The 15,843-nt window shown below is 39.1% G+C and carries 16 protein-coding genes; 3 read left to right on the top strand and 13 right to left on the bottom strand.

The window, feature by feature from the left end:
* Positions 1 to 294 precede the first annotated feature (294 nt).
* The gene (gene rnhA, locus IQ31_RS18510) at positions 295 to 789 is read left to right on the top strand and encodes a ribonuclease HI (RefSeq protein WP_075992491.1); all 495 of its coding nucleotides are present in this window, start codon (positions 295 to 297) and stop codon (positions 787 to 789) included.
* Between the two features lie 45 nt (positions 790 to 834).
* Here rnhA and trxB read toward each other — a convergent pair whose 3' ends face one another.
* The 7 genes from trxB to IQ31_RS18545 form a co-directional block, all read right to left on the bottom strand.
* Positions 835 to 1,791, bottom strand: a complete 957-nt coding sequence (gene trxB, locus IQ31_RS18515) for a thioredoxin-disulfide reductase (RefSeq protein ID WP_075992486.1) — start codon at positions 1,789 to 1,791, stop codon at positions 835 to 837.
* Positions 1,792 to 1,819: 28 nt separating this feature from the next.
* Positions 1,820 to 2,773, bottom strand: a complete 954-nt coding sequence (locus IQ31_RS18520) for a 3'-5' exonuclease (protein ID WP_088161437.1) — start codon at positions 2,771 to 2,773, stop codon at positions 1,820 to 1,822.
* A gap of 71 nt (positions 2,774 to 2,844) precedes the next feature.
* Positions 2,845 to 4,167 (bottom strand): M16 family metallopeptidase, encoded by a 1,323-nt coding sequence (locus IQ31_RS18525; RefSeq protein ID WP_088161436.1) that lies wholly within the window; start codon positions 4,165 to 4,167, stop codon positions 2,845 to 2,847.
* Positions 4,157 to 5,416, bottom strand: coding sequence for a M16 family metallopeptidase (locus tag IQ31_RS18530; RefSeq protein WP_088161435.1), 1,260 nt, complete (start codon positions 5,414 to 5,416; stop codon positions 4,157 to 4,159). The genes IQ31_RS18525 and IQ31_RS18530 overlap by 11 nt, the downstream gene beginning before the upstream one ends.
* A 21-nt stretch (positions 5,417 to 5,437) precedes the next feature.
* On the bottom strand, positions 5,438 to 6,334 hold the full coding sequence (hemF, locus tag IQ31_RS18535) for an oxygen-dependent coproporphyrinogen oxidase (protein WP_145329128.1): 897 nt from the start codon (positions 6,332 to 6,334) through the stop codon (positions 5,438 to 5,440).
* Between the two features lie 19 nt (positions 6,335 to 6,353).
* Positions 6,354 to 7,358 (bottom strand): NAD(P)H-dependent glycerol-3-phosphate dehydrogenase, encoded by a 1,005-nt coding sequence (locus tag IQ31_RS18540; protein ID WP_145329130.1) that lies wholly within the window; start codon positions 7,356 to 7,358, stop codon positions 6,354 to 6,356.
* An 89-nt stretch (positions 7,359 to 7,447) separates the two neighbouring features.
* Positions 7,448 to 7,783, bottom strand: a complete 336-nt coding sequence (locus IQ31_RS18545; RefSeq protein ID WP_145329131.1) for a Rieske (2Fe-2S) protein — start codon at positions 7,781 to 7,783, stop codon at positions 7,448 to 7,450.
* A 68-nt stretch (positions 7,784 to 7,851) separates the two neighbouring features.
* On the opposite strand from IQ31_RS18545, the gene ychF reads away from it, so the two are divergent.
* Positions 7,852 to 8,952 carry a redox-regulated ATPase YchF gene (ychF, locus tag IQ31_RS18550; RefSeq protein ID WP_075992480.1) on the top strand — a complete coding sequence of 367 codons (1,101 nt, stop codon included), beginning with the start codon at positions 7,852 to 7,854 and terminating at the stop codon, positions 8,950 to 8,952.
* A 323-nt stretch (positions 8,953 to 9,275) separates the two neighbouring features.
* Here the strand turns inward: ychF and IQ31_RS18555 are convergent, their stop codons facing one another.
* Positions 9,276 to 9,572, bottom strand: a complete 297-nt coding sequence (locus tag IQ31_RS18555) for a YgaP family membrane protein (RefSeq protein ID WP_046676248.1) — start codon at positions 9,570 to 9,572, stop codon at positions 9,276 to 9,278.
* Positions 9,573 to 9,707: 135 nt separating this feature from the next.
* On the opposite strand from IQ31_RS18555, the gene IQ31_RS18560 reads away from it, so the two are divergent.
* Positions 9,708 to 10,553: an ATP cone domain-containing protein gene (locus IQ31_RS18560; protein WP_145329132.1), complete on the top strand. Its 846-nt coding sequence runs from the start codon at positions 9,708 to 9,710 to the stop codon at positions 10,551 to 10,553.
* 76 nt (positions 10,554 to 10,629) lie between these two features.
* Here the strand turns inward: IQ31_RS18560 and ispE are convergent, their stop codons facing one another.
* From ispE to IQ31_RS18585, 5 genes are all read right to left on the bottom strand, one after another.
* Positions 10,630 to 11,445: a 4-(cytidine 5'-diphospho)-2-C-methyl-D-erythritol kinase gene (ispE, locus tag IQ31_RS18565; protein WP_145329133.1), complete on the bottom strand. Its 816-nt coding sequence runs from the start codon at positions 11,443 to 11,445 to the stop codon at positions 10,630 to 10,632.
* A gap of 30 nt (positions 11,446 to 11,475) precedes the next feature.
* Positions 11,476 to 12,003, bottom strand: coding sequence for an adenine phosphoribosyltransferase (locus IQ31_RS18570; protein ID WP_145329134.1), 528 nt, complete (start codon positions 12,001 to 12,003; stop codon positions 11,476 to 11,478).
* On the bottom strand, positions 11,990 to 12,952 hold the full coding sequence (locus IQ31_RS18575) for a ComEA family DNA-binding protein (protein ID WP_145329135.1): 963 nt from the start codon (positions 12,950 to 12,952) through the stop codon (positions 11,990 to 11,992). The genes IQ31_RS18570 and IQ31_RS18575 overlap by 14 nt, the downstream gene beginning before the upstream one ends.
* Before the next feature lie 107 nt (positions 12,953 to 13,059).
* Entirely contained in the window at positions 13,060 to 14,364 is a 1,305-nt protein-coding gene (locus IQ31_RS18580; protein WP_120336006.1) for an efflux RND transporter periplasmic adaptor subunit, read from the bottom strand.
* Between the two features lie 22 nt (positions 14,365 to 14,386).
* Positions 14,387 to 15,766: a TolC family protein gene (locus IQ31_RS18585; RefSeq protein WP_158638913.1), complete on the bottom strand. Its 1,380-nt coding sequence runs from the start codon at positions 15,764 to 15,766 to the stop codon at positions 14,387 to 14,389.
* Between the last annotated feature and the right edge of the window lie 77 nt (positions 15,767 to 15,843).

Raw genomic sequence — 15,843 nt, forward strand, 5'->3', positions numbered from 1 at the left:
TTAACACATGCAGGGAATATTCTTATAACTTAGACGGATCCAATAGGGACTTTATAGGGACCTCATTCGGACTTCATTCGAATAAAACCGTGTAAAGTCCCTTTTTAATACCTATTAAATCGGTTGTGAGTACCTATTAAATTTGATGCTTATAGCGCTATGCCCTATCGTTGAATTTATCGAGGGTGTAACGGTACAAAAATCTTCCATTTCGAGCATCAAAATATGAACTAGTCTCGATCATTTTTATCCATTTGTGTGTGCTTACAAAAACTTCATGTATATTTGGCAGGTATGATCGAATTATATACAGATGGGGCTTCAAGTGGAAATCCGGGCCCTGGGGGCTATGGAACAATCTTAAGAACCATTTATACAGGCGATAATGAGGCCTTTAAAGGCAAACTTATCGAAAAAGAGTTTTCGGGCGGTTACCGCAAAACAACTAACAACAGGATGGAATTGATGGCTGTGATCGTTGGTCTCGAGGCGCTGAAAAACCTGCAACAACAAGTTACCGTATATTCTGATTCCAAATATGTCATTGATGCCATCGATAAGAAATGGGTATATGGTTGGATACAAAAAGGTTTTGCGGGAAAGAAGAATAAAGATCTTTGGTTGCGTTTAATGAGTGCCTATAAGCTTCATAACGTACGCCTTGTGTGGGTAAAAGGTCACGCTGGGCATCCGTTAAATGAGCGTTGTGATCGCTTAGCTGTAGCGGCCTCCAAAGATAAGGCAAATTGGAAAATCGATAGTGTTTTTGAGATTGAAGAAGGCAAATAAAAACGGGGCATTGTACAATGCCCCGTTTTTATTATTCCAATGCGATTATTCGCCGCTTTCTTTAGCTGCCAAGTATCTTTCAGCTTCCAAGGCTGCCATACAACCTGTACCTGCAGCAGTGATTGCCTGACGGAAGATATTATCCTGAACATCACCACAAGCAAAAACACCCGGTATGTTTGTAGCAGTACTATCTGGTTTTGTGATTAAATAGCCTGTTTCATCCATATCCAGTACACCTGTGAAAAGCTCGGTATTAGGCTTATGCCCAATAGCAACGAAGAAACCTGTTACTTCTAGATCTTTTTCAGACTGGTCTTTATTGTTAATAACACGTATTCCGGTCACCACTTGACCATCTCCTAAAACCTCTTTTGCCTCAGAATTGTAATGAACTTCAATATTTGGCGTATTCATCACACGGTGCACCATTGCTTTTGAAGCACGGAACTCATCCCGACGAACCAACATATGTACCTTTGAGCATAATTTTGCGAGGTATGTAGCTTCCTCTGCCGCTGTATCCCCAGCGCCAACAATAGCAACTTCTTGGTTTTTAAAGAAAAACCCATCACATACAGCACATGCTGAAACACCAAAACCGTTGTATTTTTGTTCAGATTCCAAGCCTAACCATTTTGCTGTAGCTCCTGTTGCAATAATCACAGTATCTGCGGTTACTTGTACTGTTCCATCGATCTCAACACGGTGTACCTCACCAGTAAAATCTACTTTAGTCACATATCCAAAACGCACTGAAGTTCCGAAGCGTTCAGCTTGCTCACGCAAATCTTCCATCATCACCGGTCCGGTAATACCTTTTGGATAACCAGGAAAATTGTCCACCTCAGTAGTTTGTGTCAATTGTCCTCCTGGAACAATACCGGTATAAACCACTGGTTTCATATCCGCACGTGCAGCATAAATTGCTGCAGTATAACCTGCTGGCCCCGAACCAATAATCAAACACTGTACATGCTCCACTTCTTGTTTGAATTCCATAATCCTTTTTCTAAGCTATTAATTAACGTTATTTTTTAAATTTATCTTGCAATCCTTTCAACATATCTAAAGAAATGTTCTGCGGCGCTTCTTCTTTTTGCTGATTGAATTCCTTTTTCGCAAGTTTTTTATCTTCTACAGAATGTGTGGCTGCTGCTTTTGCTTTTTGCTCACTCTTTTCCTTTTTATACCGATTCCAGATATTTTCTAAGACCTTCTTGGTATACAATGGAAAATCACCATTCTGCATCCAAGCATAGTAACTAGGCTCCTGCTCAAATACTTCGATAATAGGTTTTCCTTTATGTTTACCAAAATTGATCGTTTCCAATCCTTCCGCATTATATACAAGACGTCCGGCAAAATCCACTGGCTTGCTTAGATTGGTAAATGCATGAAGAGCTTCGACATCGTTCACTACTGGATAAGAGACTACACCATGTTTATCTTCAAATGCTGCCCCCTCATATTTCGTCAACTGTGCTTTCAATACTTCATATGTTGCGCGAACATCAGCTTCAGCCGTATGTGCATTTTCAAGATTTTCATTGCAGTAAAACTTGTATGCCGCTTTCAAGGTTCGTTGTTCCATTTGATGGAAAATGTTTTGAACATCTACAAATGCCCTTCCCTCCAATGAAAAATCAACGCCCGCCCGCAAAAACTCTTCCATAAGCATAGGGACATCGAATTTATTGGAATTATATCCCGCCAGATCTCCATTCTCAATAAAAGCCGCAAGCTCCACTGCTATTGCTTTAAAATTAGGAGCATCCTTCACATCTTCATCATAAATACCATGAAAAAAAGAGGATTCTGCGGGAATAGGTATTTCTGGATTGATCTTCTTTGTATAGACTGTTTCTTCACCATTGGGCATCACTTTCAAAAATGATACTTCGACAATACGATCGGTCGCCACATTAACACCTGTAGTTTCCAAATCGAAAAATACCAATGGTCTTTTTAATTTTAATTCCATGCTGGATAATACGCTTTTTTATCAAAAACCAAAAATACAAAGTAGTATTCGATTTTTGTAGTCTAAGAAATTTAATTTACAACCGCTTGATGAACTGATTCAGCTTGACTGATTTTACCAACAACAACTTTCACCATTGCATCAAAGTCCAGGTATTTATTGGCAAGGTCCCGCACCTTCTCTGGCGACATGTTTCGGATCTGTTCCATATAATAGGAATAATACGCTAATGTCATCCCATTTAACAAAACACTTTTAAACTTGTCCGCATGCGAAAAGATACTTTCCAATGAACCCAACATAGAACCTTCCATATAGGTTTTAACGAGATTCACCTCTTCCTCGGAGGCCAATGTTGTTTTCAACAAATTGATCTCCTTTTCTATTTCTGTCAAGGTTGCATGCGTTACGTCTACCCCGACTTCAGTTACAATGGTCATAAAACCAGTATGCTTCAAGGTTGCGACAGCCGAACCAATACTATAGGTATACCCTTTTTCTTCACGAATATTTCGCATCAGACGGGAACCAAAAAAACCACCCAACAAAGTATTGACAAACTGTAGTGCAGGATAATCAGGATGTGTCCTTCCAATCGTCTGGCAACCTAAACGAATGGCTGACTGCAATGCATTTTCTTTTTCCTCGTAAACCAGATCATTAGATCCTTGCGCCAAAACAGGCCCATTCAAAGAAGAGTCAATAGCAGCTCCCTTCCAATCTACGCCAAAAATTTGTTCCAGTTCTTGCAATAGCTCATCCGAAACATTACCTGAAACAATTAAGGTGCAGTTACTAGGAACAATTTCCTGTTGGTACAATTCGATCAACTGCGCACGTGTAATCGCATCATAATCTTCCAGTTTTGGTGTACGTCCGTAACGATTATTCTTACCAAAGATCAAGTTATAGAATTTACGTCGCGCCAGATAATCATTTTTCTGAATAGAAACTTGAAACTTTTGCTTGTTATTACGTAAATAAGTATCCAATTCCTGTTGTGGAATCGATGCTTCCGTCAGAATATCTTTTACAAGCGGCAAGAGCACTTGACTATGTCTATTCAATGTATAAAGCGACAAAGAAGTTACGTCAAAAGAGTATTCAGGAACGAGAAATGCACCATAGAAATCTACTTTATCTGCGATCTCTGCACTGGACATGGTATTTGTTCCCTCTTTAAGTAAGGCGCTTAAAGCACTATTTAACAACGGGTTTTCAATCTGCCCGTCAAGATAGGTATTCTCAAAGATCCATTCTATTCGCACAAGCTCTTGCTCGGGCGACTGGAAAACATAGACAGGCAATCCGTTTGCAAACTGCTTCTTGATTGGCTCTTTCAAACTTATATTTCCAATTTCACGGAACTCAGGTGCTTTGGTTCTATCCAACATGTACAGCCTCCTCTTCTTTTGATTTATACATTAATATAGAAGCATTCTCCGGTCTAAAAATAGCCTGAGCTTGCTGTTGAACTTCCTCAGCACTCACCGACAAATATTTTGAGACCTCCGTGTTAATGCCATCTGCATCACCCAATAACTCATGGAAAGCCAAGTTCATGGCTTTATCCAAAATAGATAGTTCCGCGAACACATTTGTCGATTCGATCTTATTCTTTACTTTTTCCAATTCAGCTGCAGGTACCAACTCGGATTTTATGACCTCCAATTCGGCCCAGACTGCACGTTCAGCTTCTTCTAACGAGATACCTTCCGATGGTTTTCCTTCAATGACAAAGAGGTTATTGTCGATACTTCCCATTACATAGGCGTTTATTTCACTAAATAACTGCCCCTCTTTTACCAATCGACGATACAAACGTGAGGAAGATCCTCTTGATAAAATATCCGATAAAAGATCCATTGCGAAATACCCTTCTTCCAATCTTGCGGGGCCATGAAATGCCATGTAAAGTGCATCTAAAGGCACTTCTGCCCAAGTAGTCTCACGCCTTATCTCCTCTTGCGCCGGCTCTTTAGGCAATTGACGATTGTATTTTTCGCCAGCCTCAATATCGCCAAACCACTTTTGGGTCAAAGCCTTTACTTCTTCAAAATGTACATCTCCCGAAACAACCATAATTGCACTCTGTGGATTATAATGTAATTTGAAGAAAGCTTTTACATCTTCCATGGTAGCCTCTTCAATATGGCTTAACTCTTTTCCGATAGTCGCCCAGCGATAAGGATGTACCTGATAAGCTAATGGCCGCAATTTTAACCATGCATCGCCATAAGGTTGATTCAAATAACGCTGTTTGAACTCTTCACTCACAACATTTCGTTGCACCTCAAGGCTCTGTGCTGAAAAAGCCAGACTTAACATCCGGTCGGACTCAAGCCATAATGCTGTTTCGAGATTTGAAGAAGGCAAGGTAATGTAGTAATTTGTGATGTCGTTGCTTGTGAATGCATTATTTTCACCACCTACTTTTTGCAATTCGGTATCGAAGTTCGGAATATTGATACTACCACCAAACATCAGGTGTTCAAATAAGTGTGCAAATCCGGTCTGTTCCGGAGACTCATCCCTTGCGCCCACATCATACAAGATATTGACACAAGCCATGGCCGTATTATGATCCTCGTGTACCAATACACGCAGGCCGTTTTCTAACGTAAATTTTTGATAAGAAACCATCTGATTTTTCTTCGATGTTTTTTAAATCCAGTTTATACCTTTTCGTAGTAAAGCTAAGGTTTTGGCTTCTTCTGAGCCTTCTTCAGGACGATAATCGTACACCCAATTGGCCTGGGCAGGTAGACTCATCAGGATCGACTCAATTCGACCATTCGTTTCAAGTCCAAATTTAGTCCCGGAGTCCCATACCAAGTTAAATTCGACGTAGCGTCCGCGGCGGATTAATTGCCAATTTTTTTGTTGATCAGTAAAGGCTTTATGTCGATTTTTCTCGACCAAAGCGGTGTAGGTTGGTGCAAACGTACGGCCAAGATCACACGAAAAAGCAAAAATATCTTCCATGCTCATCCCCGTTTTTTCAGTATTCAACTTATCGTAAAATACACCTCCTATTCCCCGTGTTTCCTGACGGTGTCTGATATAAAAATAATCATCCGCCCAATTTTTAAATTTTTCATAGAATGTTGCATCATGTCGATCACATACATCTTTCAGCTGCTGATGAAAATAGCTGGCATCCTCTTCGTCGACATAATGCGGCGTTAAATCGATTCCACCACCAAACCAACGAATCTGATCGTTTAGCTCAAAATAGCGGATATTCATGTGTATAATAGGGACTAAGGGATTATTTGGATGAATGACGATGGATACTCCTGTCGCAAAGAAATCATCTTCCTCTACAGCAAATGATTTTTTAATCGCTTCGGGTAATTTGCCATAGACAGACGAAAAGTTAACACCTCCCTTTTCCAAAATTTGACCATTCTGAATGATCCTGGTACGACCTCCGCCACCACCTTCACGTTCCCACAATTCTTCTTCAAAGCGCGCCGATCCATCTAATTTCTCCAACGCCTGACATATTTCGTCCTGAATTTCTTTATAAGCTAAAGCAATCGCTTCTTTTGTTATCATCTACTCTATTGCTACTTTATTATGTTAATTTTTCGCTTAATGCTTGAATAATTTTAGATGCAGGAAGGTGTTCATACAAAATTTGGTGCACGGCATCGCATATAGGTAATTCCACTGCATATTTTTTTGCATATTCCTGAATACATGCCGAAGCGTAATACCCTTCAGCCACCATATTCATTTCCAATTGAGCAGATTGTACACTGTACCCCTTTCCAATCATATTTCCAAAGGTTCTATTTCGGCTGAATTGGGAATAGGCTGTCACCAAAAGATCCCCTAAGTAAGCCGAAGTATTCACATCCCTGGAAGTATCACCGTCCACTTTACCTACAAAACGACGCATTTCGCGAATTGCATTGGATACCAACACCGCTTGAAAATTATCACCATAACCTAAGCCATGGCAGATACCTCCCGCCAAAGCATATATATTTTTCAATACTGCACCAAATTCTATCCCTAGGACATCTTCCGAAAGAATCGTCTTAATGACCCTTGACGATAAAAAGGAAGCAACCAATGCTGCACTATCTAGGTTTTTACAGCCGAAAGTTAAATAAGACAATTTGCCTAAAGCAACTTCCTCCGCATGACATGGGCCACCAACCACACAGATCTGTTCAATATCTACCTCATATCGTTGCTCCAAAAACTCACCGATAATCAAATTATCTTTGGGAATAATCCCCTTAATGGCCGAAACGACAATTTTATTTCTAAAATCTTCCTTCGTAACATTTGCCAGAGCATCCTTCAAATAAGCCGCAGGCGTATTTAAAATGACAATGTCCGAATTCGTAATTACATTTTTTGCATCGGTATCAATCGTCGTAATACTAAGATCAACCGAAACACTGCTCAGGTAAGTCGGATTGTGTTTGAATTTTTCAATATATTCTGCATCTTCTTCCTTTCTTACCCACCAAAAAATATGCTTTTCTTGGTCATTTTCACATAGCATCTTGATCATAGCGGTAGCCCAACTTCCGCTACCAATTATACCAATCTTTTTCCCCTGCATGTCTTTAATTTGTTTTCGATAGCAAATATACTTATTTACTCATTAGATATACGATTCATGCGGTGAGATATGATACTTTCGTTACTTTCTTAAGCAAATAAACGTTGCCAAAAGCCTATTTCCAAACCAACATAATAGTCTTTATCTTCGAATTTTATGGGGTAAATAGTAATAAAATCATGCTGCTCTGGATTACCTCTTCCTGAAATTAAATCAAATTCATGGCGGTGAAAAGGACAGATTACTTTTCCACGTTCACACCAGCCATTTTTCAGTGGTGCTCCAGCATGTGGGCATTTTCGGGAGAACGCATAGAGTTGATCTTCAAACCAGGTTATGCAAATAATTTTCCCACCGAATTTATGTTCGCTGATGCCCTGATTTTTCAGAAATTCGGCATGTTCAATTTTGTACCAATGAACCATTCGACAAGATAGCTAAAAATTACAGTGAATTTTCTATCTTTGTGCAATTTCAAAAATTTGCACTATATATGGCTTTACAATGCGGTATCGTAGGTTTACCAAACGTCGGTAAATCAACATTATTTAACTGTTTGTCGAACGCGAAAGCGCAAGCGGCTAACTTTCCATTTTGTACAATTGAACCAAATGTTGGGGTAATTACCGTACCGGATGCCCGTCTCAATAAATTAGCTGAATTAGTCAACCCACAACGCGTTGTTCCAAATACAATCGAGATCGTCGACATCGCAGGTCTTGTAAAAGGAGCTTCAAAAGGTGAAGGCTTAGGCAACCAATTCTTAGGAAATATTCGTACAACCAATGCTATTATTCACGTTTTAAGATGTTTTGACGACGGAAACGTGATCCACGTTGATGGTTCGGTAGACCCGATCAGAGATAAAGAAATCATTGACACCGAATTACAGCTTAAGGATTTGGATACCGTTGTAAAACGTATCCAAAAGGTTGAAAAAATGGCTAAAACAGGCGGTGACAAAGACGCAAAAAGAACATTTGACATCCTGTCAATCGTTAAAGATCATCTTGAGGCTGGCAAATCTGCACGGACTGCAGCGATTGAAGCTGAAGATTTTGAGTTTATTCAGGATTTAGCATTATTGACCGCTAAACCTGTACTTTATGTGTGTAATGTAGATGAAGGCTCCGTCAACACAGGAAACGCTTATGTAGAACGTGTTAAGGAAGCCGTAAAGGACGAAAAAGCCGAAGTATTGATTATTTCTGCTCAGATCGAATCCGAAATTGCACAACTGGAAAGCTACGAAGAACGCAAAATGTTCTTAGATGACCTTGGGCTTGAAGAATCTGGCGTTCATAAACTGATCCGCGCGGCATATTCACTTTTAAATCTAGCAACTTATTTTACCGCTGGTGTACAAGAAGTCCGCGCTTGGACGATTGAGAATGGATTTACAGCACCTCAGGCTGCAGGTGTAATTCACACAGATTTCGAAAAAGGATTTATCCGCGCTGAAGTAATTAAGTATGACGATTTCGTCACGCTTGGCTCCGAAAATGCAGTAAAAGAAGCCGGAAAATTATCAGTGGAAGGGAAAACATATATTGTCCAAGATGGCGATATCATGCACTTCCGTTTTAACGTATAAGCACCCCGCCTGTTCAAACAGGTAAGCATAAAAAGAGGCGGACACTTTTGAAGTGTTCGCCTCTTTTTATGCTTTATCATCTCCTTTTTTATTGTCAAAACTATGCCCCACCTAGCGGACGGGCTATTACTAAATTCGCCTTGTAAGCACAGTGAGTCCACCATGAGTCCACGTTGAGTCCACCTTTTTACAGTACAGTCACTGTGCTCTCACCGTAGTCGAACTCAGCTCACAGGGCGAAGTAAATAGCGCATTGTTGTCAAGCAGACCTATAGAAGCCTCCACTAAAACACTTTTACATTAAGCTAGGGATACAAGGCTTGCTATTTAACAAAATAGCGATGCTCAATCACCTCTACTTTTTTGATATCCTTATCTTCTAATACTTTCTTAACATCACAATGGCCGGTCACGCCACGATAGATCAAAGCTCCACCAAGGGTTAGTCCAGACAATCCAGTAAGTGGAGATTTAAACAGTTTTTTAACACCCAAACCCAATATGAATCCGCCGGCAATCACCGACAGAACACGCTCAGAGGTGCCAATATTTTCTTCGATACAATCGTCTTCGATCTTTGTTTTTATCTTATCAAATGCAAAGTTTAGTAGGTTACTCATAATTATCTCTATTTTATTTATCGTACATGTTATAAACAAATGGTGCCCTAAAAAAGTTTAGGAATAGAATAATAGTTTTTTATGTTGTTTCTCCGACGACATCTCTTATATTCGTATTTAACAAATTAAAAATACATGCAAATTAAAAAATATTCTGGTGAATTGGTACCCTTTAATGGTGACTCGCTACGCCATTCGCTTTCTCGTTCCGGTGCCAATGCTGACCAGGTCAATCAGGTCTACGATAAGGTACTCAACGAAATATATGATGGCATTTCAACAAGAGAACTCTATCAGCTGGCCTTTGATACTTTAAAAACAGTACGAAATTCCTTTGCCGCACGCTATAGCCTTAAAAAAGCTCTGCGTGAACTTGGTCCGGAAGGCTTCTACTTCGAAAAATACATTGCTCACCTATTGCGATCCATCGGCTATGAAAGCACCACGGGACAGACCGTGCAGGGGCATGCTGTTTCGCATGAATTGGACGTTGTCGCCTATAAGGACGGCAAACTCATTACCGCGGAATGTAAATTTCGAAACGATATTGACGCTAAAATATCGGTCACAACGCCGATGTATTATCTTTCCAGATTCAACGATATTAGCAATATCAAGTATCAGTTTTTTGGGAAGCAGCTGCAGTTTCAAGAAGGCTGGCTGATTACCAATGCTTACTTCACCTCCGATTCGATTGATTTTGCTAAATATTATAATATCAACCTGCTCTCTTGGGATTACCCCAAAGAAAATAGCATTAAAAAAAGAGTAGATAAAGCAGTTTTTTATCCGGTCACTTGTCTAACAACTCTTTCAGACCTTGAAGAACAACAACTGCTCAAAAATCAGCTTATTTTAGTGAAAGATATCGTTAATAATCCCGAAAAATTGGATCTCCTAAACTTAACAAAAGAACGGAAAGAAAAGGTTTTAAATGAGGCTCGAGAACTCATAAACTATCAAGTGGAAGAAGAGTATTAATAACATACTAAAAAAGCGTTATGTATACCTGTTTGAACAGATAGACATAACGCTTTTTTAGTAATCGATAATATTCTTACAGCTTGGTTGGATGATAGATCTTGCCATATTTTGCAAGCCCGCTTAAATCTGTTTTTTCCCAAAATATGCCATAAATAGCCGCTCCGGAACCTGACATAGAAGCATAAATCGCTCCTTTTTGATATAAAGTTTCTTTGATTTCTTTCAACAATGGGTAACTCTCGAAAATACCGTCCTCAAAATCATTTCGAATATGAAACTTCCATTCTTGGATAGGCAAACGAATTGCTTCTTCCAAATTAACTTCGGGTACCTTAGGTTGTACACCAGCATAAGCTTCAGCTGTAGAAATATGAATATTGGGCATAATGACTGCAATATGGTAGCCATCCAAACTTAGATTTAAGTCTTTAAAATCAGTCCCAATACCTGTTGCAAAAACAGGATTATTTGCAATAAAAAAAGGGCAATCGGCTCCTAACTTTGCGGCATACCCCGCTAGTTGCTCTTCTGTAAGATTCAATTGAAAGAGTGTATTAAGCCCCTTCAAAACAAAAGACGCGTCCGCAGAACCGCCACCTAAGCCTGCTCCAATGGGAATTTGTTTGATCAAATCAATTGAAACGGGCGGAATGCCATAATCTTTTTCCAACAATTCAAAAGCTCTTATACAAAGGTTATCACGGATATTTCCTGGGATATGTTCTCCCTGAATATTTAGTGTTGTCTCCGTGCCAGTCGTATCCAATAATTCGATAATATCGTAAATTGGAAGTGGATAAAAAACACTGTTCAGCTCATGATAACCATCCGTACGCTTGGCAATTACTTGCAGTCCAATGTTTAGTTTAGCGTTTGCAAAAAGTATCATGTGAAATGCTCTAAATCGTATATTTTTAAATTAATAACTTACCAATGAAAAGATATTATCACTGAACCTGGATAATCTTCCTTTCGCCTTTAGGAAGTCCAAAGAGATGATAAAACTATAAGCGACGATCTCACCACCAAGTCTTTCAATAAGTTTACTGGCAGCAACGACAGTACCCCCTGTTGCTAAAAGGTCGTCGTGTACCAATATGCGGCTTCCTTTTTCAAAAGCATCTTCATGGATTTCAATCGTTGCCTGGCTGTATTCCAGAGCATAAGATTCAGAGACGGTCTTAAAAGGTAATTTACCTTGTTTTCGAATTGGAATAAAAGGCAAGCCCAGCCTATTGGCAAGTAAAAATCCAAATAGAAAACCCCGGCTCTCAATTCCAGCAATAGCATCTATCTCTATTCCCTGCAACTGATCAATAATCGCATCAACCATTTCGCTACACAATGCCGCATCTTTCAACAAAGGGGTAATATCTTTAAAGACAATACCAGGTTTAGGAAAATCCACGATATCCCGGATTTCCAGTTTCAATTTATCTTGAATCATTCTCAAATATTAAATAAGGCGCAATCTTCGCAATCGCAAGATCTGAAAGTGTTCCTATTTTTGTCAAATCTTCTATATTGACATAACTTCCATGTTGATCCCGATAATTGACGATTAGTTTCGCATCTTTAGGGCTAAGATACGGATGTTTAGCCAATGAAGCTGCATCAACTTTATTAATATTGATTTTTTTGATTCCATCTAAATTAGCTACAACAATATAGTCTTTAATTAGATCATACGTTTCAGCCGTAACTCCATAAACCTCCTTTAACTGTTCTATACGATAGAAACCACCCAGAACATCTTTATATTTCAAAATGCGTTTGGATAGAATCGAGCCTATCCCTTTAAGACTGATTAATGCGGTGGTATCGCAGGTATTAATATCGATCAGCTCTGCTTTATTTCTTTCAAATTTATCATACAACAAAGACGCTCTGTCCTGTTGTTTTGTTCGTTCCGAATCGGGAATTGTTTTTATTTGGATGTAAGGTTCTAATCTCTTGTAAAGTCGATCATTAATGGAGTAGATTTTCTTCAGGTCGGTTTTTACCTTAAATCGCCCCCCCTTTTTTTCATAGTTTTTCAGCACCGCGATCTGTTTATCAGAAAGTCCCAACTTATGCCAGTCAGCGTGAGGTAAATTATTTGGATCAAAATAAAATAGCTTTTCATCATTTAAATCTGGAGTCGGCGATATGGATTCCCTACCTTCGTTTTTATTCACATAGGGGCTGTTAAACTCCTGTTTGTCGGTTGGACTGGAAATCTCGATGGAATCATGAAAGGACTGTTCAAAAAGTTTGGCCTGATTAGGAATAGGATCCCTCGTATTACGTTTAATCAGCGTATAAATCGTCACAAACAAAACGATAATCACCAAAATAATGAAAAATCCATTTTGTTCTGTTTTACTAAATTTAAAATAAGCCAATAGCCTTTTCATAAGCTGCTAACAATTGGGTTGTTTAAATTTAATAAATTATAAGGAAAATAAAAAGGGAATTATCAAAAAACAATTCCCTTTTTATTAATTATTATCTACAAAGAGATTTATAACTTTGACTTATCAACTTTTTCAACTTGACTACCGTCTTTTAAGGTTTTGGAAATCGCATCAAATGGTCTAGAAACGACCTCGTCTCCTTTTTTCAATCCTGAGGTAACAATGATATTTTTATCATCCTGAATACCTGTCTTCACCAAAACCTGCTTAACTATTTTATCTTTTAGGACAAATACATATTCATCAACTTTCTTATTTGTATTTGTAGAGTCTTTATCATCAGAACGCACGGTCACCGATTGAATCGGTACAACCAGTCCTTTATCGTGTTTTGTAAATATCTGAACTGTTGCAGACAGTCCCGGTTTAAATGGCGATGCCACATTCTCTTTCATCAAGTCTTGATACGATTCTGCACTAATGCGAACTTTTACATTAAAATTTGTCACCTGATCTGTCGATGATGTCGCCGTAGTAGTCGTTGCAATGTTTTTAGACGAGCTAGCGATTTCGGTCACAACACCTTTAAACTTTCTGTCTTTAAAAGCATCGACTTCAATCTCAGCTTGATTCCCTACTCTTACATTGTTAATATCATTTTCATTTACATCGACATTAACCTCCATCGAACTCATATTGGCGATACGCATAATTTCTGTACCTGCCATCTGCGCCGTTCCAACCACACGCTCTCCCTTTTCGATAGACAAGAGAGAAATGATGCCATCTGATGGCGCGTAAATTGTCGTCCGATTTAAATTATCTTGCGCTTCTTTTACTGAGGCTTGTGATTGGTCAATACCATATTTTGTAGAACGCACTGTCTCTCTTTGCGCCTGGATAGAAGCCTGTGCTGCATAATATTCGGCCGAGCTCTTATCCATTTCTGAAGCAGAAATAACACGTTTTTCAAAAAGTTCCTGATTCCGTTTATAGGTAGCAGCTACATTTTTGAAATTTTCTTCCTGTTGTTTTAATTGCTGTTGTGCAGCGGCTAAATTGGCCCGCTGTGAATTCATTGCTGCAACAGAGCGATCATAACCAGATTGCAAAATATCTGGTTTGATCCGACAGAGTACTTGTCCTTTTTTTACAAAATCACCTTCTTTAATGTTGAGCTCAACAACCTCTCCAGATACCTCTGAACTCAGTTTAACCTCCACCTCAGGCTGAATCTTCCCACTTGCAGAAACTAATTCATCAACATCAGTCTCTTTTACTACATCCACCGCGACTTTAGTAATCTCTCCTTTGCCAAACCAGCCTGCTTTAAAACCTATAAAACCAAGGACTACCAAGAGCACTACTATAATCAATATAATTTTTCCAATGCTACGTTTTTTCTTTGCCATTTCTTTTGTTAGTTCAAATAGGTTAATTGTTATCGAATTGAATTGGATTTCCGAGGTAATAATCGATGATCTTTGATCTGAATATTACATTATATTTTGCTTGAATAAGGTCAAATTCGGCCTTATTTCGTTCCGTTTGAGCAGTAAACAACTCCAATGAATTCGCCATACCAATATCGTAACGTTCTTTTGTCGCCTTAAATGCTGTTTCAGCACTTTCAAATGCTACGGTAGCCGAGCGATAGCGTTGTTTGGCCGCATTCACATCCAGTACAGCCTGATTAACGGCCTTGCTTAAGTTATTTTTTGCTAATTGCTCGGAGGCTTCAGCCTGTTTAAAACCGATCTTTGCCTTTGCCACATTTACTTTATTCTGATTTCTTGAAAAAATTGGAATAGCAAGAGATAAACCGGTAAAAAAAGACTTATTATCCGATATCTGTTGGCCAAAAGGCACTCTAAAAAGGGTAGCAGGATCCAATGGATCTGTTTGCCTTGTCGTCGCAGACGAGTAATTCGTTCCATAACTCACGTTCAAATTGAGTGTCGGATAATAGCCCCCCTTCGCAATATCGATTTGTTTCAATGCGACCTCTTTATCCAATGCAGATTTGTGAATATCCGGCTGCAATGTGAGCGCTTTCTGGTAAACATCCACCGCATTTTTATCCACTGCATGAACCAATATAGATTCCAAGCTTGGACGTTCCAAGGAAATAGGCGTTTCAGGAGGCATTTCCATCAGCTGCTTCAAGGTCAACAAAGACATCTCGTATGAATTTTTCAAATTAACTTTGTTCAATTCATTTGTAGCAACCTGATTTTTTGATTTGGCAAGATCGGCAATTGTTTTATTGCCAACCGCAAACTGAATAGAGTCCAATGAAAATTGCTGTTTCGACAAAGCGATCTGGTCTTCACTCGCAACCATCATCTCATGGTTGGTAATCGCTTCCAAATAATTGACCAACACATTGAGCACAAGGTCATTCTTGATCTTATCCACCTGAGTCGCCGTAGACTCCAGTTGCAATTTATTCGCTTTGATCTGATTGATCTGTTGAAAGCCCTGAAATAAATTGACACTTGATCCCACCGAGCCACTGGTTCCTTTTGTCCAGGTGTTATTAACGATTCGTCCGGAAGTTAAATCGAAACCAAAGCCATAACGAAAACTTTGATCCACGCTAGCACTCAGGTTTGGCAATAAATTACTTTTTGCCTGAAACAAGTCCTGCTCAGCAAGATCTTTGTTCAGCGCCGCTTGTTTTATCTGTACGTTCCGTTCCAATGTCGTACGAATGGCTTCTGCCACTCCTACAACCTGTTGGGCTTGAACCAAATCATTAGTTCCTAGAAATAATCCAGTAAATACTACTGTAGAATAATAAAATCTTTTCATGTCCATATGTAGAACCATACATTTTTTTTTAGATTTGAACTTCATTTATCGGTTATGTATTTTGTCAAATCTCCATT

The organism is Sphingobacterium siyangense, from assembly GCF_007830445.1.
In the GTDB taxonomy this organism is placed as follows: Bacteria; Bacteroidota; Bacteroidia; order Sphingobacteriales; family Sphingobacteriaceae; genus Sphingobacterium; species Sphingobacterium siyangense.